16 protein-coding genes are annotated in these 17,037 nt (G+C 70.8%); 5 read left to right on the top strand and 11 right to left on the bottom strand.

Annotated elements, in window-relative coordinates:
• Positions 1-137 precede the first annotated feature (137 nt).
• The gene (locus AC6F7H_RS15625; protein ID WP_109382685.1) at positions 138-815 is read right to left on the bottom strand and encodes a helix-turn-helix domain-containing protein; all 678 of its coding nucleotides are present in this window, start codon (positions 813-815) and stop codon (positions 138-140) included.
• A gap of 317 nt (positions 816-1,132) precedes the next feature.
• Here AC6F7H_RS15625 and AC6F7H_RS15620 point away from each other — a divergent pair, with 317 nt between their 5' ends.
• The gene (locus AC6F7H_RS15620) at positions 1,133-2,575 is read left to right on the top strand and encodes an NCS2 family permease (protein WP_500757579.1); all 1,443 of its coding nucleotides are present in this window, start codon (positions 1,133-1,135) and stop codon (positions 2,573-2,575) included.
• A gap of 351 nt (positions 2,576-2,926) precedes the next feature.
• On the opposite strand, the gene AC6F7H_RS15615 is transcribed toward AC6F7H_RS15620, so the two are convergent.
• On the bottom strand, positions 2,927-4,027 hold the full coding sequence (locus AC6F7H_RS15615; RefSeq protein ID WP_500757578.1) for a citrate synthase 2: 1,101 nt from the start codon (positions 4,025-4,027) through the stop codon (positions 2,927-2,929).
• A 332-nt stretch (positions 4,028-4,359) separates the two neighbouring features.
• Between AC6F7H_RS15615 and pdxH the strand changes: the two genes are divergently transcribed.
• Positions 4,360-5,028 carry a pyridoxamine 5'-phosphate oxidase gene (pdxH, locus tag AC6F7H_RS15610; protein WP_500757577.1) on the top strand — a complete coding sequence of 223 codons (669 nt, stop codon included), beginning with the start codon at positions 4,360-4,362 and terminating at the stop codon, positions 5,026-5,028.
• 128 nt (positions 5,029-5,156) lie between these two features.
• Here the strand turns inward: pdxH and AC6F7H_RS15605 are convergent, their stop codons facing one another.
• From AC6F7H_RS15605 to AC6F7H_RS15595, 3 genes are read right to left on the bottom strand one after another with little or no spacing between them, the layout of a single operon-like run.
• Positions 5,157-5,786 (bottom strand): TetR/AcrR family transcriptional regulator, encoded by a 630-nt coding sequence (locus AC6F7H_RS15605; RefSeq protein ID WP_500757576.1) that lies wholly within the window; start codon positions 5,784-5,786, stop codon positions 5,157-5,159.
• The gene (locus AC6F7H_RS15600; RefSeq protein WP_500757575.1) at positions 5,774-6,547 is read right to left on the bottom strand and encodes an enoyl-CoA hydratase family protein; all 774 of its coding nucleotides are present in this window, start codon (positions 6,545-6,547) and stop codon (positions 5,774-5,776) included. Before AC6F7H_RS15600 ends, AC6F7H_RS15605 begins: the two co-directional genes overlap by 13 nt.
• Complete coding sequence (locus AC6F7H_RS15595) at positions 6,544-6,807, bottom strand: hypothetical protein (protein ID WP_500762200.1); 264 nt, start codon at positions 6,805-6,807, stop codon at positions 6,544-6,546. The genes AC6F7H_RS15600 and AC6F7H_RS15595 overlap by 4 nt, the downstream gene beginning before the upstream one ends.
• Before the next feature lie 332 nt (positions 6,808-7,139).
• On the opposite strand from AC6F7H_RS15595, the gene AC6F7H_RS15590 reads away from it, so the two are divergent.
• Complete coding sequence (locus tag AC6F7H_RS15590; protein WP_500754592.1) at positions 7,140-8,237, top strand: IS630 family transposase; 1,098 nt, start codon at positions 7,140-7,142, stop codon at positions 8,235-8,237.
• A 39-nt stretch (positions 8,238-8,276) separates the two neighbouring features.
• Here AC6F7H_RS15590 and AC6F7H_RS15585 read toward each other — a convergent pair whose 3' ends face one another.
• From AC6F7H_RS15585 to AC6F7H_RS15560, 6 genes are all read right to left on the bottom strand, one after another.
• Positions 8,277-8,807 carry a GNAT family N-acetyltransferase gene (locus AC6F7H_RS15585; protein ID WP_500754593.1) on the bottom strand — a complete coding sequence of 177 codons (531 nt, stop codon included), beginning with the start codon at positions 8,805-8,807 and terminating at the stop codon, positions 8,277-8,279.
• Positions 8,808-9,017: 210 nt separating this feature from the next.
• Complete coding sequence (locus AC6F7H_RS15580) at positions 9,018-10,157, bottom strand: acyl-CoA dehydrogenase family protein (protein ID WP_500757574.1); 1,140 nt, start codon at positions 10,155-10,157, stop codon at positions 9,018-9,020.
• A gap of 81 nt (positions 10,158-10,238) precedes the next feature.
• Complete coding sequence (locus AC6F7H_RS15575) at positions 10,239-12,104, bottom strand: acetyl/propionyl/methylcrotonyl-CoA carboxylase subunit alpha (protein WP_500757573.1); 1,866 nt, start codon at positions 12,102-12,104, stop codon at positions 10,239-10,241.
• A gap of 6 nt (positions 12,105-12,110) precedes the next feature.
• Positions 12,111-13,709 carry an acyl-CoA carboxylase subunit beta gene (locus AC6F7H_RS15570; protein ID WP_500757572.1) on the bottom strand — a complete coding sequence of 533 codons (1,599 nt, stop codon included), beginning with the start codon at positions 13,707-13,709 and terminating at the stop codon, positions 12,111-12,113.
• On the bottom strand, positions 13,706-15,397 hold the full coding sequence (locus tag AC6F7H_RS15565; RefSeq protein WP_500757571.1) for an acyclic terpene utilization AtuA family protein: 1,692 nt from the start codon (positions 15,395-15,397) through the stop codon (positions 13,706-13,708). Before AC6F7H_RS15565 ends, AC6F7H_RS15570 begins: the two co-directional genes overlap by 4 nt.
• Positions 15,394-16,191, bottom strand: coding sequence for a TIGR03084 family metal-binding protein (locus AC6F7H_RS15560; RefSeq protein WP_500757570.1), 798 nt, complete (start codon positions 16,189-16,191; stop codon positions 15,394-15,396). The genes AC6F7H_RS15565 and AC6F7H_RS15560 overlap by 4 nt, the downstream gene beginning before the upstream one ends.
• A gap of 139 nt (positions 16,192-16,330) precedes the next feature.
• On the opposite strand from AC6F7H_RS15560, the gene AC6F7H_RS15555 reads away from it, so the two are divergent.
• The gene (locus AC6F7H_RS15555; protein ID WP_500757569.1) at positions 16,331-16,729 is read left to right on the top strand and encodes a type II toxin-antitoxin system RelE/ParE family toxin; all 399 of its coding nucleotides are present in this window, start codon (positions 16,331-16,333) and stop codon (positions 16,727-16,729) included.
• An 11-nt stretch (positions 16,730-16,740) separates the two neighbouring features.
• A complete protein-coding gene (locus AC6F7H_RS15550; protein ID WP_279335352.1) occupies positions 16,741-17,031 on the top strand; it encodes a helix-turn-helix domain-containing protein in 291 nt (96 codons plus the stop codon).
• Positions 17,032-17,037: the final 6 nt, after the last annotated feature.

Below are 17,037 nucleotides of genomic sequence, written 5' to 3'. Positions count from 1 at the left end.
CGCACATCGGGTTTCCGCAACATCGAAGGAATCGTCGTACGGCCCCGGCATCATCGCGGCCGGCCGTGCCGCAGCACCGCGACGCTGCGGCACGGCCGGCCGGGTTCGGCGTCCTCACGCGCGGGCGGCAGGGGGCGTCACCCCTCCGGGAAATGGGACCAGAAGTGGTCCACGATGTCGTCGAGGTAGCGCCGCCCCTGCTCGCCGGAGGCGTTGGCGCCGCCGCCCCTGCTGAGGGTGGCCGCCATGAGGGACTGGTACTCGGTGTGCATGGTGCGCAGCGGGTCCTGCAGGTCGCGGCGTTCCATCGAGAGAAGGCGGGCGATGTCGCGGATGTGGGCCTGCCAGCGGGTGGAGACGGCCTCGGCGAGCAGCCGGGTGAGTTCCGCCTCCCCGCCGGTGATGGCGACGAAGTCTCTCGGGGGGAGCTTGAGGAGGGCGCCCAGTTTGGCCGACTGCCGTCGGTCGCCGGTCCATTGCCCGGTCTCCTCCATGCGGAGGTAGTCGTGAAGTCTCAGGCTGGTGACGCGGGCGACGTCCTCGGCGGCGAATCCGCTGGCGATCCGGTGTTCCCGCAGGGTGCGGGGAGCACCCATGAGGTCGCTCGGGGAGCACCACAGCGCGCCGGCCAGAGCGGTGAGTTCGGTGGCGGTGGGCAGGGCGACACCGCGCTCCCACGCGGTGATGTGGTCGGGGGTGATGTGGGTCATGCCGTAGGAGGCGCGCATGCCGTAGGCGACGTGGCCGGGGGCCATCCCGACCTTCCCGCGCAGGGTCCGGGCGGCGCGCGCGTTGAAGGGGAGCGGTGAGTTCACGCACCGAGAGTATGGAGTGACCCACCGTGAACACCATGCCCTCCTGTCGCCTGCCTCCCGTTATGACGGGAAGGTCGCGGCGAATTCTGTAGGAACCGACGGGAGGCCGACTAGGGAATCAACTCCTCTTTTCCCCAAAGGGCTTGAGGAAATCGCCCAGGTTCGTAGAATCCGCTGGCGGTCTGCCGCAGGTGTGTCTGGATTTCGGTGTTTTCGGTATTTCCGGCATTTTCGATATTCCCGAAATTTTCGATGCCGCACGCGCCCGGCGGTTGCCGTCATGCTTCCCCGCACCTGCTCGCCCAGGAGACCCACCCATGCAAACCCTCACGACCGACCCGGCCGACCCGGCGCCCGCCAGAGCCCACGGCCCGCTCGACCGGTTCTTCCGCATCAGTGAACGCGGCTCGACCTACGCCAGGGAGATACGCGGTGGATTCGCCACGTTCTTCACGATGGCCTACATCCTGGTGCTGAACCCCATCATCCTGGGCAGCACCGAGGACAAGTTCGGCCACACCCTGAGCGCCGCCCAGCTGGCGACCGCCACCACCCTGGTGGCCGCCGTGATGACCGTGATCATGGGTGTGGCCGGCAACCTGCCGCTCGCCCTGGCCGCGGGCCTGGGTCTCAACGCCGTCGTCGCCTTCCAGATCGCTCCCCTGATGGCCTGGGAAGACGCGATGGGCCTGGTCGTGCTCGAGGGCCTGCTGATCTGTGTCCTGGTGCTGACCGGTCTGCGCGAGGCCATCATGCACGCCATCCCGCAGCCGCTCAAGCAGGCGATCAGCGTCGGCATCGGCATGTTCATCGCCTTCATCGGCTTCGTGGACTCCGGGTTCGTGACCCGCATCCCGGACGCCGCGAACACCACCGTGCCCGTCCAGCTCGGCACCGGCACCCTCACCGGCTGGCCCATGCTCGTGTTCTGCCTGGGTGTGCTGCTGACGTTCGTCCTCATGGCCCGCAAGGTGCGGGGCGCCATCCTCATCAGCATCCTGGCGATGACGGTGTTCGCCGTCATCGTCAACGAGTTCGCCGACGTCAAGAGCTGGGGCCTCACCGCCCCCGAGCTGCCCGGCACCCCCGTCGCCGCGCCCGACTTCGGACTCCTGGGGCAGTTCGACCTGCTGGGCGCGTTCGGTCAGATCGGCGTGCTCACCATCGTCCTGCTGATCTTCACGCTCATCCTGTCCGACTTCTTCGACACGATGGGCACCGTCGTCGGTGTCACCGCCGAGGCCGGGCTGCTCGACGAGCGCGGGCAGGTCCCCGGTCTGGGCCGGGTCCTGTTCATCGACAGTGCGGCGGCCGTCGCGGGCGGTGCCTCCTCGTCCTCGTCCGCCACCACCTACATCGAGTCCGCCGCCGGTGTCGGCGAGGGTGCCCGGACCGGCTTCGCCAACCTCGTCACCGGTGGCCTGTTCGCTCTGGCCCTCTTCTTCACCCCCCTGCTCACCATCGTGCCGATGCAGGCCGCGGCCCCCGCCCTGATCGCGGTGGGCTTCCTGATGATGACGCAGGTCAGGCACATCGACTGGGACCGCTTCGAGCTCGCCGTCCCCGCCTTCCTGACCGTCGTGGTCATGCCGTTCACCTACTCCATCAGCAACGGCATCGGCGCCGGCTTCATCTCCTACGTGGTCATCAAGGCCTGCCTGGGCAAGGGCCGCGAGGTGCACTGGCTGCTGTGGAGCACCGCGGGGCTCTTCCTCGTCTACTTCGCCATCGACCCGCTGAAGCAGCTGCTCGGCGTCTGACGGCACCGGCGCTCGGGGGCCACCGAAAAAAGTGGTTGCTCCGGAGGGAATCGCTTCTTAGGCTGGCGGTACTTCGGAGAGGAGGTGGTTCGGCAGATGTATGAATACCGGACGGAAGAGGTGGCTGCGGGCTAGTGGCCCGTCGCCGTACTCGGTTCGGCGCCGGACCGGCGTGTGCGAGATACACGCAACCGGCCTAACCCAACGCAGTCGCCCGACCCGCGAGTCGCCGGTACGTCCGGCCGGCCCCTCCTTCGGAGGACCGGACTCGCGGGTCGTCTGCGTTTTCGGGGCTCCGGGGACCCGGGTCCCCGGGGGTCCCGGGTCCCCGGGTCCTCAGGACTCCCGCACTCAGCGGGCGAGGTCCGCGTGGCCCTCGATCTCGTGCAGGCCGCGGCTGCCGGGGCCGATGTAGTGGGCGGAGGGACGGACCAGGCGGCCGGTGCGCTTCTGTTCCAGGATGTGGGCCGACCAGCCCGCGGTGCGGGCACAGGTGAACATCGAGGTGAACATGTGGGCCGGGACCTCGGCGAAGTCGAGGACGATGGCGGCCCAGAACTCGACGTTGGTGGCCAGGACGCGGTCGGGACGGCGGGCGTGCAGTTCGGCCAGGGCGGCCTTCTCCAGGGCCTCGGCGACCTCGAAGCGCGGGGCCCCCAGGTCGCGCGCGGTGCGGCGCAGGACACGGGCGCGCGGGTCCTCGGCGCGGTAGACGCGGTGGCCGAACCCCATGAGGCGTTCGCCCCTGTCGAGCGCCTGCTTCACATACGCCTCGGCGTCGCCCGTGCGCTCGATCTCCTCGATCATGCCGAGGACCCGTGAGGGGGCTCCGCCGTGCAGCGGTCCCGACATGGCGCCGACGGCGCCCGAGAGGGCCGCGGCCACGTCCGCGCCGGTGGAGGCGATGACGCGGGCAGTGAAGGTGGAGGCGTTCATGCCGTGCTCGGCGGCCGAGGTCCAGTACGCGTCCACGGCGGCGACGTGCTTGGGGTCGGGTTCGCCGCGCCAGCGGATCATGAAGCGTTCGACGATGGAGTGCGCCTTGTCGATCTCACGCTGCGGGACCATGGGCCGGCCCTGGCCGCGCGCGGACTGGGCGACGTAGGAGAGAGCCATGACGGCGGCGCGGGCGAGGTCCTCACGGGCCTGCTCGGCGTCGATGTCGAGGAGCGGTTTCAGGCCCCAGACGGGGGCCAGCATGGCGAGCGCGGACTGGACGTCGACGCGGATGTCACCGGAGTGGACGGGGATCGGGAACGGCTCGGCGGGCGGCAGGCCGGGGTTGAAGGCGCCGTCGACGAGCAGGCCCCAGACGTTCCCGAAGGAGACGTGCCCGACCAGATCCTCGATGTCGACGCCCCGGTACCGGAGAGCGCCGCCCTCCTTGTCCGGTTCGGCGATCTCCGTTTCGAACGCGACGACTCCCTCGAGCCCGGGTACGAAGTCGGACATCAGGCGGCTCCTTGTGGTGTGGGCGACGGATGATGTTGTCGTGGGGGTGGTGCCGTTGTGGGGGGGTGTCGTGGGGTGGGGCGACCTCGTGCGGGCCGGTCGACGGGAACGGGGTGCGCGTCCGATGGATCCACGGTCCTCCTGCGAGGACTCGCGGTCCGGGACGCCACCGGTCATTCCTGTGATGCCCGGTGGGCTGTCGCCCAACCGGGCCGGTGCCAGCACAATATCCCTGAGTGCCATTTTTGGGGAGGGTTCACGGCACTCAGTGCCATACGAGACCGTGGGGCACCGGGCTCCCACGGAATCCGTCCATACGGCAGGATGACGGCGTGACCGACCGAGACCCCGTCCCCCTCGCTCTCGCCTCGATGCGCAAGCAGTACCGGGCCGAGGGGCTTTCCGAGACCGACCTGGCCGCCACTCCCGTCGAGCAGTTCGCGCGCTGGTTCAAGCAGGCCGCGACGGACGGCGGGCTGTTCGAACCGAACGCCATGATCGTCTCCACGGCGGACGAGCTGGGCCGGCCCAGCTCCCGTACGGTGCTGCTGAAGCACTTCGACGAGCAGGGGTTCGTGTTCTACACGAACTACGACTCCCGCAAGGGGCGCGAGCTGACCGGGAACCCGTACGTCTCGCTGCTGTTCCCGTGGCATCCGATGGCCCGGCAGGTCATCGTCACCGGGGTCGCGCTGCGCACCGGCCGGGACGAGACGGCCGCCTACTTCCGCACCCGGCCGCACGGCTCGCAGCTGGGCGCGTGGGCGAGCGGCCAGTCCTCGGTGCTCGCGAGCCGTGCGGAGCTGGACACGGCGTACGCGGAGCTCGCGGCCCGGTATCCGGAGGACGAGCAGGTGCCGGTGCCGCCGCACTGGGGCGGTTTCCGGGTGGCCCCGCAGGCGGTGGAGTTCTGGCAGGGCCGGGAGAACCGCCTGCACGACCGCCTGCGGTACGTGGCACAGGCGGACGGGGGCTGGAGGGTGGAGCGGCTGAACCCGTGAGTGCGGCGCCGCACCGGTGAGCGCCACGCCGCGCACGGCGCGCTCGCCGCGCACGCCGGCCCCCGGGACACCGACCGCCGACCGCCGACCGCCGACCGCCGACCGCCGACCGCCGACGACACCTTGCCTCAGTCCAGCGCCTCGTCCAGTGCCCCCTCGAGGAGAGCCGCCCACTGCCCCACCACCCGTTCGCGGCGGGCCGCGTCGTCGGTGAGGAGGTTGGCCAGACCCAGGCCGCGGGCCATGTCGAGGAGGCCCTGGACGGTCTCGCGGACGCCGGGGCGGGTCTCGTCGGCGCCCAGGAGGTCGACGGCGATGCGGTGGGTCTCGCGGCCGACGCGCGCCTCCAGTTCGGTCACGCGCGGACGCAGCTGCTCCTCGTCGGAGGCGGCGACCCACAGGTGGAGGGCGGCACGGAACAGGGGCCCGGTGTAGAGGTCGACCAGGGCGATGACCACCGCGCGGCGGTCACCGGCGGCCGCTCCCTCGGGGAAGAGCGCGCGCAGCGCGGTGGAGCGTTCCTCTGCGACGTACTCGACGGCGGCCGTGAACAGGTCCTCGCGGGTCGGGAAGTGGTGCTGGGCGGCGCCCCGGGAGACACCGGCGCGTTCGGCGACCACGGAGACCGTGGAGCCCGCCCAGCCGTGTTCGGCGAGACAGGCCACGGCGGCCTCCAGGAGGCGCTGCCGGGTGGCCCGGCTGCGGTCCTGCTTGGGGACGCGTTCGGCACGGTCGGCCGCCGCGCTCACACCACCCATTCCGGATCCCGTCGTTCGAGGAAGGCCGTCATCCCCTCGCGCCCGTGGGCGGAGGCGAAGAGGCGGGCCGAGAGCGCCGTCAGGTGGGCGGCGTCCCGGTCGAAGTTCTCCAGCACCCTAGCCGTGAGCAGCCGTTTCGTCTCGGCCAGGGCTTCGGGGGCGGATCTGCGCAGGCCGTCGAGGACGGGCGCGAGCGTCTCGTCCACGTCGTCACCGGCGGCGGTGAGCAGTCCGATGCGAACGGCTTCCGCCGTGTCGAGGCGTTCGCCGGTGAGGTAGTAGCGAGCCAGCGCGCGCGGGTCGGTGCGGGGCAGCAGCGGCAGGGAGATGACGGCCGGGGCGACCCCGATGCGGACCTCGGTGAAGGCGAAGGTCGCCGCGTGGGAGGCGACGGCGATGTCGCAGGCGGCGAGCAGGCCGAGGCCGCCCGCGCGGACGTGCCCGGTGACCCGGGCGACGACCGGTTTGGGCAGCTCGACGATCTGCCGCAACAGGCCCACCAGGGCCTCGGGAGGGTTGGGGTCTCCCCTGCTCGAGCGAAGCCGAGAGCTTGGGGAAGGGTCGCGCAGGTCGGCGCCCGCGCTGAAGGTGTTGCCGGTGTGGGTGAGGACCACCGCGCGGACGCCGGTGTCCTGGCCGGCGTCGGTCAGCGCCTCGGTCAGTTCCCCGACGAGGGCGGCGGACAGGGCGTTGCGGCGCTCCGGGGCGTCGAGGGAGAGCGTTTCGACGCCCCGTGCGTGGGTGCGGCCGATCAGGGTCACGAGGGCTCCTTGTGCGCCGTGCGGAGCTCACGGCGCAGGGTCTTTCCGGAAGCGGCGCGGGGGACGGCGCCGAGGAAGGTGACGTGCCGGACCCGCTCGTACGGGGCGACGCGCCGGTGGAACCGGTCCGCCTGCTCGTACGTGAGGGTGGTGCCGTCGGTGAGTGCCGGGGTGCTCCCGAACTCGGCGGCGCGCGCGAGCACCGCGCCATGGATGGGGAGTTCCACGGGTGGGACGTCCGCGTACTCGCTGCGGAACACGGTTCCTCCAGGACGGCCGAGAAGCCGAGCGGGCCCAGGGCCTGTCCGGCGGATCAGGTAGCAGGAAAGCAACGGCGCCTCATCAGCACGGGTGAGCGGGGGCGATGGGGGTGCCCCCGCTCATGGGGGTCCCTCCCGCTCGAGCGAAGTCGAGAGTGGGGGAGAAGCCGAGAGTGGGGGAGCGTCCAGCTGCAAGGCGGAGGAGGGCGTCGACGCGCTGGGGGTCCCCCTGCTCGAAGAGCTAGTGGCTCGTCACGCAGCCTTGGCCGGGTAATCAACCCGCTGTTCGTCGGGCAGCAGACTGTCTCCAAGACCTGATCTTGGAGGTGGTCGTGGGACGTCGACCAAGCGTGTTCGTCCGGCCGGTGAGCATGGAGGAGGGCCGGAAGCTGCAGCGGATCAGCCGGACCGCGAAGGACCCGGTGAAACTCCGCCGGGCGATCGTGGTGCTGATGTCCGCCCAGGGCCAGACGGTCAAGGACATCACCGTGCTGATGCAGGCCGGCGAGGACTACGTCCGCGATGTCATCCACGCCTTCAACGAGCGAGGGCTGGACGCGCTGGACCCAAAATGGAGCGGGGGACGCCCCCAGACGATCAGTGACCAGGTGCGTGAGCGCATCTGCCTGATCGCCCGGACGTCCCCCGCCGACTGGAAGATCACCGCGTTCTCCACCTGGAGCCTGAGCAAGCTCGCCGAGCACCTGGTCAAGCAGAAGGTGACCGCGGCCATCAGCCGGGAGACGCTGCGCCGGATCCTGCACGCCGGCAAGGTCTCCTGGCAGACCACCACCACGTGGAAGGCGTCCACCGACCCGGAGTTCATCGCCAAGATGCACCGCATCCTGGCGCTGTACGACACCCCGCCCGCCGACGGGCGGGTGATATGCGTCGATGAGTTCGGGCCGCTGAACCTGATGCCCCGCAAGGGCAAGGCGTGGGGGCCGGTGCGGCGTCCGCGCCGGCTGCGGGCCACCTACAACCGGTACAACGGCGTAATGCACATGCTCGCCGCCCTCGATCTGGCCACCGGCAAGTTGTACTACCGCATCCGCCCGCGCAAGCGGTGGCGCGAGTTCCTCGACCTGCTCATGGTCCTGCGCGCCCGCTGGCCCGGTCAGAAGCTGTATGTGGTGCTGGACAACTTCTCCCCGCACAAGCATGCCAAGGTCCGCGCCTGGGCGGTCGGCAACGACGTCGAGCTGGTCTTCCTGCCGACCTACGGCTCCTGGCTGAACTGGATCGAGGCCGAGTTCGCCGCCCTGCGCTACTTCGCCCTCAACGGCACCGACCACCGCAGCCACGACGAGCAGAACGCCGCCATCGCCGCCTACGTCCGCTGGCGTAATGCCCGTGCCGAGCCGAAGACCATCTTCGCTCCTGACTCACCCATCCGGACCTGGACCCGGTATCCGACCCGCGCTGCCTGAGCACCCGTAGGAGGTTCAGAGGCAGTGTTTTGCTCGCCCCTATCGGGCGAGGGGCGACTTGTCGGTCGCAGCCGGACCGCGGGCCAACACGCGGGTGGTGGTGCCGTCGTCCTCTTTGATGTCCCGGACATGCTCGAAACCGATTCTGCCCAGCAGAGTCAGTGAGGCCTCGTTCGATGCAGCTACGGTGGCATACACCCTGGTCAATCCGAGAGTATCCAAGCCATAGGCGACGATGGCCTCAGCCAGCTCAGTCCCTAGGCCGGACCCCCATGCCGTCGGCGCCAAAGCGTAGATGATCTCGTGGCCTCCGACGACGTCGGTCAGCTTGATCTCGGCATGCCCGACCAGGAGTCCGTTGCGACGAACAGCCCAGACATCGAACAGGTCCTGGGCATAGACCTTCGTGAAGATCCGCCCGAACAGGGCCCGGTCTGTTGCTTCGGAAGCAGGGCCGTCACCCATCCACTGCGACACCCTGGTGTCCTGGAACAGAGCGACGAAGCCCTCTTCGTCCTCGGGGACGTACGGCTCCAGAAGCAGCCGCTCGGTGCGCAGAGTCGGGGTCACAGATGGCGACGCTACCCACGCAACATCCGTGTCGGCAAACCACTTTCGCCTGCGCGGACATCGCTTTTCTCGTCGCCATGCCCCACATCGCCCAGCGCTGCAGGCCGAGCTGTCATGAGGGGCCATTTACACGGTCAACTATCCGAGCTGAGCCACTAGGGGGAGGGCGTGCCGGACCCCGCGTCTGCGGCATGATCCGCCGGACAGGCCCTAGTACGACTTGGGAAGGCCCAGGGTCTGGTGGGAGACGTAGTTGAGGATCATCTCCCGGCTCACCGGGGCGATACGGGACACGCGCGCGGCGGTCACCAGCGAGGCGAGCCCGTACTCGCGGGTGAGGCCGTTCCCGCCGAGGGTGTGCACGGCCTGGTCGACGGCCTTCACGCATGCCTCGCCGGCCGCGTACTTGGCCATGTTGGCGGCCTCGCCCGCGCTCATGTCGTCACCGGCGTCGTAGAGGTGGGCGGCCTTCTGCATCATCAGGCAGGCCAGTTCGAGGTCGATGTGGGCCTGCGCGAGGGGGTGCGCGATGGCCTGGTGGGCGCCGATGGGGGCGTTCCAGACGGTGCGCTCACGCGCGTACTCGACGGCGCGGGAGAGCGCGTAACGGCCCATGCCGATCGCGAAGGCGGCGGTCATGACGCGTTCGGGGTTGAGGCCGGCGAAGAGCTGGAGCAGACCGGCGTCCTCATCGCCGACCAAGGCGTCGGCGGGCAGCCGTACGTCGTCGAGGACCAGCTCGAACTGCTTCTCGACGGCGTTGAGTTCCATGTCGATGGGGCGCCGCCGGAAGCCCTCGGTGTCGCGGGGGACGATGAACAGGCAGGGCTTGAGTTTTCCCGTGCGGGCGTCTTCGGTGCGGCCGACGATCAGGGTGGCGTCGGCGATGTCGACGCCGGAGACGAAGACCTTGCGGCCGGTGAGGAGCCAGTCGGTGCCGTCCTTGCGTGCCGTCGTGGTGATGCGGTGGCTGTTGGACCCGGCGTCGGGCTCGGTGATGCCGAAGGCCATCAGGCGGCTGCCGTCGGCCAGGGCGGGCAGCCACTCCCGTTTCTGGGCCTCGGTGCCGAAGCGGGAGATGACGGTGCCGCAGATGGCCGGAGAGACGATCATCATCAGCAGGGGGTTGCCGGCGGCACCCATCTCCTCCAGGACGAGGGAGAGTTCGGTGATGCCACCGCCACCACCGCCGTACGCCTCAGGCAGGTTGACGCCGATGTAGCCGAGCTTGGCGGCCTCCTGCCAGAACTGTTTGTTGTCGGTGCCCGGAGTGCGGGGGTGGCTCCGGGCGAAGGAGGAGACCGCTTCGCGGAGGGACTTGTGCTCTTCGGATTCGATGAGGGTGGTCATGCGGCTCCTTCAGCTGCGGGTTGTGGGTGGCTGGTCGCGCCCACGCGGCGGTAGCCGCATGTCGGGCACAGCCCCGCGCCCCTACTCGGTGTTTCCCTCGACCACGGCCAGGAGGGCGCCGACCTCCACTTGCCTGCCGGGCTCGGCGTCGAGGGTGCTCAGCGTGCCCGCGACCGGGGCGGTGATCTCGTGTTGCATCTTCATCGCCTCCAGCCAGAGGAGGGGCTGTCCGGCCTCCACCGCGGCTCCCTCGGTCAGGCCGTCGGCGATGCGGACGACCGTGCCCGGCATGGGGGCGAGGAGGGAGCCGGGGGCGTGTCGGGCGGTGGGGTCGGGGAAGCGGGGCAGGGCGGTGAGGACGGTGGCGCCCACGTACACGCGGTCGCCGTAACGGCTGACCTCGAACCTGCGTCGTACGCCGTCCACGTCGAGAACGACGAGCCCCGCGTCGGCGTGTACGACCTGCACCCCGTCGGCCGCGAGGCCGTCGCGTGTGTGCCGGTAGCGGGCCTCGTGTTCCTCGCCCGCCATCGCGTACCGCTTGACCTGCGGCTGCGAGGGCAGGTTGCGCCAGCCGCCGAAGCGGGAGCGGCCGTGGGCGTCGGCGAGGGCGGCGGCGAGCGGGGCGTACGGGTCGGGGGCCGGGGTGGTCAGCTCGGGCAGGTGGCGGTCGTAGAAGCCGGTGTCCATGCGGGCTCCGGCGAACTCCTCGTGCCGCAGGGAGCGGACGAGCAGGTCCCGGTTGGTGACGGGGCCGTGGATCACCGCGCGGTCCAGGGCGGAGGCCAGCTTGCGGATCGCCTCCGCGCGGGTGGGGGCGTGGGCGACGACCTTGGCGAGCAGGGGGTCGTAGTGGACGCCGATGTCGTCGCCGTCGGTATGGCCGGTGTCCAGGCGGATGCCGTCCGGGACGGCGAGGCGGTGCAGACGGCCGGTCTGCGGGGTCCAGTCGTGGGCGGGGTCCTCGGCGTAGAGGCGGGCCTCGACGGCGTGCCCACGCGCGCGTGGCGGGTCCTTCTCCAGCGGGTGCCCCTCGGCGACGCGGATCTGCTCGGCGACGAGATCGACTCCGAACACGGCCTCCGTCACCGGGTGTTCGACCTGGAGGCGGGTGTTCATCTCCAGGAAGTGCGCCCTGCCGTCCGCGACGAGGAACTCGACGGTTCCGGCGCCGGCATAACTGACGGCGCGGGCGGCGCGTACGGCGAGGGTCTGCAGTTCGTCGGTGAGCCGCGCGGACAGCCCGGGTGCCGGGGCCTCCTCGATCACCTTCTGGTGGCGGCGCTGGAGGGAGCAGTCCCGGGTGCCCAGCGCCCACACCGTGCCGTGTGTGTCGGCGAGGACCTGCACCTCGACGTGCCGTCCGCCTTGCACGTAGGACTCGACGAACACCTCGCCGTCGCCGAAGGCGTTCGCCGCCTCCGCGCGGGCGGCGGCCAGTTCGGCGTCCAGGTCGGCGAGGCGCCGTACGACGCGCATCCCGCGCCCGCCGCCGCCCGCCGCGGCCTTCACCAGCACCGGCAGGTCGGCCTCGGTGACCTCGCTCAGGGGCTCGATGCCCATCAGTTCCTTGGCGCGCGTCTTGGACGCCATCGCCTCGATCGCCTCCGGGGGCGGCCCGATCCACACCAGGCCGGCGTCCTGGACGGCCCGTGCGAAGCCGGCGTTCTCGGAGAGGAAGCCGTAACCGGGGTGCACGGCGTCCGCGCCTGCCGCGAGGGCCGCCTTCACGATCAGGTCGCCCCGGAGGTAGGTGTCGGCGGGCGCCGCACCCGGCAGGCGTACCGCCGTGTCCGCCACGCGCGCGTGGAGGGCGTTCTCGTCGGCGTCCGAGTGCACGGCGACCGTCCGGATCCCGAGCTCACGGCAGGTGCGGACGACACGGCAGGCGATCTCGCCCCGGTTCGCCACCAGTACGGAAGTGATCGAGGTGATCGAGGTGAACACAGTCCCTCACATCCGGAAGACGCCGAAGCCACCGCGCACGCCCTCGTAGGGCGCGGTGTGGACGGCCGACAGGCACAGGCCGAGGACGGTACGGGTGTCGCGCGGGTCGATGACGCCGTCGTCGTACAGCCGCCCGGACAGGAACACGGGCAGCGACTCCGACTCGATCTGCTGCTCCACCATGGCGCGCAGCGCCGCGTCCGCCTCGTCGTCGTAGGGCCGGCCCTTCGCCGCCGCCGACTGCCGGGCGACGATGGAGAGCACGCCGGCGAGCTGCTGCGGACCCATGACGGCCGACTTGGCGCCGGGCCAGGCGAACAGGAAGCGCGGGTCGTACGCCCTGCCGCACATGCCGTAGTGCCCGGCGCCGTAGGAGGCGCCCATGAGGACGGACAGGTGGGGGACGCGGGAGTTGCCGACCGCGTTGATCATCATGGCGCCGTGCTTGATGATGCCGCCCTGCTCGTACTCCTTGCCGACCATGTAGCCGGTGGTGTTGTGCAGGAACAGCAGCGGGATGTCGCGCTGGTTGGCGAGCTGGATGAACTGGGCGGCCTTCTGCGACTCCTCGCTGAACAGCACCCCCCGGGCGTTGGCGAGGATGCCGACGGGGTAGCCGTGCAGGGTGGCCCAGCCGGTGGTGAGGCTGGTGCCGTACAGCGGTTTGAACTCGTCGAAGTCGGAGGCGTCGACGATCCGTGCGATGACCTCTCGCGGGTCGAAGGGGATCTTCAGATCGCCCGGGACGATGCCGAGGAGTTCGTCCTCGTCGTGCTTGGGAGGCGCCGCCGGTCCCGGATCGGGGTACGCCTTGCGGTGGTTGAGGCGGGCCACGACCCGGCGGGCCTGCCGCAGGGCGTCCGGCTCGTCGACGGCGAAGTGGTCGGCGAGGCCCGACACGCGCGCGTGCATCTCGGCGCCGCCCAACGACTCCTCGTCGCTCTCCTCCCCGGTGGCCATCTTCACCAGCGGCGGACCGCCGAGGAACACCTTCGCCCGCTCCTTGACCATGATCACGTGGTCGGACATGCCGGGGACGTACGCGCCGCCGGCGGTGGAGTTGCCGAAGACGACGGCGACGGTCGGGATGCCCGCCGCCGAGAGCCGGGTCAGGTCCCGGAAGACGGCGCCCCCGGGGACGAAGATCTCCTTCTGGGAGGGCAGGTCGGCGCCGCCGGACTCCACCAGGCTGATCACGGGCAGCCGGTTGGCGAGCGCGATGTCGTTGGCGCGCAGGGCCTTCTTCAGCGACCAGGGGTTGCTGGCACCGCCCCGGACGGTCGGGTCGTTGGCGGTGATCAGGCACTCCACGCCCTCGACGACACCGATCCCGGTGACGAGCGAGGCGCCGGTGGTGTAGTCGCTCCCCCAGGCCGCCAGCGGGGACAGCTCCAGGAACGGCGTGTCGGGGTCGAGGAGCAGCTCGACGCGCTCACGGGCGAGCAGCTTGCCGCGTTTCCGGTGCCGCTCGACGTACTTCTCGCCGCCGCCCGCGAGGGCCTTGGCGTGCTCGGCGTCGAGTTCGGCGAGCTTGCCGAGCATGGCCTCGCGGTGGGCCCGGTACTCCGGGCCGGCCGTGTCCAGGGCGGATTCGAGGACCGTCACAGCAGGACCTCCGGGATGTCGAGGTGCCGGGAGCGCAGCCATTCGCCGAGCGCCTTGGCCTGCGGATCGAAGCGGGCCCGCGCTGCGACGCCCTCGCCGAGGATGCCCTCGACCACGAAGTTCAGGGCGCGCAGGCGGGGCAGGACGTGCCGGGTGACGGGCAGCTCGCGGGCCTCGGGGATCAGCTCCCGGAACCGCTCGACGGTCAGCTCGTGCGCGAGCCACCGCCAGGCGTCGTCGGAGCGAACCCAGACGCCGACGTTGGCGTTCCCGCCCTTGTCCCCGCTGCGGGCGCCGGCGAGGAGCCCGAGCGGGGCGCGGCGGGTCGGTCCGGGGACCGGGGGTTCCGGCAGCTCCGGCTCCGGCACGTCCGCGAGTACGGCGGTGTCCTGGGGCGGGTCCACAGTGATCCGGCGTCCGTCGTGGAGGACGGCCACATGGTCGACGTCACCATGGGGGACGTACACATCTTCGAAGACTCCGTACGGGGAGCCCTTCCCCGGTGGCGCGAGCACATGGAACCCGGGATAGCTCGCCAGCGCCAATTCGATCGCGGCCCCGCTCAGCGCACGTCCGACCGCCTCCTGGCCGGGGTCCCGCACGACGAGTCGCAGCAGGGCGCTCGCGGTCTCCTCCGTGTCCGCGTCGGGCCGGTCGGTGCGCACCGGTTCCCACCGCACCTCGGCGGGCGGCGCCTTGGCGAGCGCGCCGGTCATCTGCTCCCGTACGAGATCCGCCTTGGCCTCGATGTCGAGCCCGGTGAGGACGAACACGACCTCGCTGCGGAAGCCGCCGAGCCGGCTCCGCCCGACCTTGAGCGTGGGCGGCGGCGCCTCCCCTTCGGCGCCTTCGACACGTACCCGGTCGGGGCCGTCCTGGGTGAGCCGTACGGTGTCCAGCCGGGCGGTGACGTCGGGCCCGGCGTACCGGGCGCCACCCGTCTCGTAGAGCAGCTGCGCGGTGACGGTGCCGACGTCGACGAAGCCGCCGGTGCCGGGGTGCTTGGTGATGACGCCGGAGCCGTCCTCGTGCAGCTCGACGAGGGGAAAGCCGGGCCGCAGTGAGTCACCGGGCGGCCGCTCGCCGAAGAAGGCGTAGTTGCCGCCGGTGGCCTGGGTCCCGCACTCCAGCACGTGCCCGGCGACGACGGCTCCCGCGAGCCGGTCGTACTCCGTGGGCGCCCAGCCGAAGTGGGCGGCGGCCGGCCCGGTGACCAGGGCCGCGTCGGTGACCCGCCCGGTGACCACGATGTCGGCGCCCTCGCGCAGACAGGCCGCGATGCCGAAGCCGCCGAGGTAGGCGTGCGCGGCCAGCGCGCCCGGGTGGGCGGCGGTGAGGTCGTCGCCCTCCACGTGCGCGACGCGTACCGGGACGCCGAGCCGCCCGGCCAGCTTCCGTACGGCGTCGGCGAGGCCGGCCGGGTTGAGCCCGCCGGCGTTGGTGACGATCCTGACGCCGCGCTCGTGGGCGAGGCCGAGGGTCTCCTCCAGTTGCCGCAGGAAGGTGCGGGCGTACCCGGCGGAGGGGTCCTTGAGCCGGTCGCGGGCCAGGATGAGCATGGTCAGCTCGGCGAGGTAGTCGCCGGTGAGGACGTCGAGCTCACCGGCGGTGAGCATCTCGCGCAGTGCGTCGAAGCGGTCGCCGTAGAAGCCGGAGGCGTTGCCGATGCGCAGGGTCGTCGCCGTCACCGCGCGGTGTCCCCCTTCGGCTCCCGGCCACCTCCGGGCGGCCCGGCGAAGGCCTGGGCGATGTCCAGCCAGCGGTCGGCGTCGGGGCCGTCGGCGGTGAGGGCGAGGTCGGCGCGGTGGGCGCGCTGGGTGACCAGGAGGCAGAAGTCGAGCGCGGGGCCGGTGACGCGGTCCGTGGCGTCCTCGGGGCCGTACGTCCACTGCCCGCCCGAGGGGGCGGTGAGTTCGACGCGGAACTGCTCGAACGGCGCGGGCAGTCCGTGCACCCCGAAGGCGAAGTCGCGGGTGCGGATGCCGAGCCGCACCACATGCCGGAGCCGGTCGGTGGGTGGCCGCACCACACCCAGCGCGTCCGCCACGTCCAGGCCGTGGGCCCAGGTCTCCATGAGCCGGGCGGTGGCCATGGAGGCCGTGGACATGGGAGGGCCGTACCAGGGGAAACGCGCCCCCTCGGGTGCTGCCCGCAGGGCGCTCTCGAGGGCCTCGCGCCCGGCCCGCCAGTCCGCGAGCAGCCGTGCGGGCGGCAGGCCGGCCCCCTCCCGCGCGGCGTTGTCCACGAAGTCCCCGGGCTCGGTCAGCGCCTTCTCGACCTCGCGGGCGAAGGCACCCTGATCGGTCACGGCGAGCAGCGAGGAGCGGTCGGTCCAGGCGAGGTGCGCGATCTGGTGGGCGACGGTCCAGCCGGGCGCGGGGGTGTCCAGCGCCCATTCCTCCCCACCCACTCCGGCCACCAGCCGGTCGAGTTCGTCGCTCTCCGCACACAGGTCGTCGATCACGAGCGTCGGGTCGGCCATGGAGCGAGCATGACAGGCCCTCAAAAAACAATCAAGCATGCTTGCTGGATTTCATCCGTCATCGCAGCGACAGCGGGCAGGACTGGGCGACAACGGCACCCACTTGCCCGCAAATATTAGTTCGTGCTAATTTTCAGATGTGGCCGAACCTTATGAGCTGCGCTTCTTCGACGATGTGCTGGACTGGATCAAAACACACGCCAAGGAGGACCCTGGCAGCCACCTCCACGTGATAGCCGCTCTGGAACGGCTCCAGGAAGTGGGCCCGGCGCTGCGGCGGCCGATGGTCGGCGCGATCGAGAAGAGCCGCTACCGGAACATGCGGGAGTTACGCCCACGCAACGGCGGGACGGTGAGCATTCGGATGCTTTTCGTCTTCGCCCCCGAGCGGCGGGCCATCTTCCTGGTGGCGGGCAACAAGGCCGCCGGGCGTCAGTGGGCAGCCTGGTACCCCCGGGCGATCAAAGAGGCCGACGACAAGTTCACGGCATACCTTGAAGCGCTGGAACAGGAGAAGAAGAAAGGGCAGGGCGAATGAACCTCGGCTCCATGGACGACCTGACGGCCGACATCACACCCGAGAAGCGCGAGCGTATCGATGCCATCAAGGCGGAGATGGTCGATGCGGAGCGCGGACACGAGCTGGCCACGCTCCGCAAAGCTCAAGGTTTCACCCAGATCCAGGTCGCCAAGGCGATGGGCGTCACGCAGGGCCGGGTCAGCCAGATCGAGCGAGGCACCGCTCGCCTGGACACCTCGACGATGGCGGCGTACCTGCACGCAATCGGTGGCGAGCTGACCATAACGGCCACCGTGGGAAACCTTTCGGTACGGCTGTAGGGCGCA

The sequence above is a fragment of the Streptomyces sp. MMS24-W38 genome (genome assembly GCF_059889265.1).
Note: the sequence above shows the minus strand (reverse complement) of the source record. Positions and strands in the feature narration are given on the sequence as shown.

Excerpts from the sequence above, each read along its gene's own strand:
- AC6F7H_RS15560 (WP_500757570.1), bottom strand. The coding sequence starts at position 16,191 with ATGGCCGACCCGACGCTCGTGATCGACGACCTGTGTGCGGAGAGCGAC.
- AC6F7H_RS15580 (WP_500757574.1), bottom strand. The coding sequence starts at position 10,157 with ATGACCACCCTCATCGAATCCGAAGAGCACAAGTCCCTCCGCGAAGCG.
- AC6F7H_RS15620 (WP_500757579.1), top strand. The coding sequence starts at position 1,133 with ATGCAAACCCTCACGACCGACCCGGCCGACCCGGCGCCCGCCAGAGCC.
- AC6F7H_RS15615 (WP_500757578.1), bottom strand. The coding sequence starts at position 4,027 with ATGTCCGACTTCGTACCCGGGCTCGAGGGAGTCGTCGCGTTCGAAACG.
- AC6F7H_RS15605 (WP_500757576.1), bottom strand. The coding sequence starts at position 5,786 with ATGGGTGGTGTGAGCGCGGCGGCCGACCGTGCCGAACGCGTCCCCAAG.
- AC6F7H_RS15550 (WP_279335352.1), top strand. The coding sequence starts at position 16,741 with ATGGACGACCTGACGGCCGACATCACACCCGAGAAGCGCGAGCGTATC.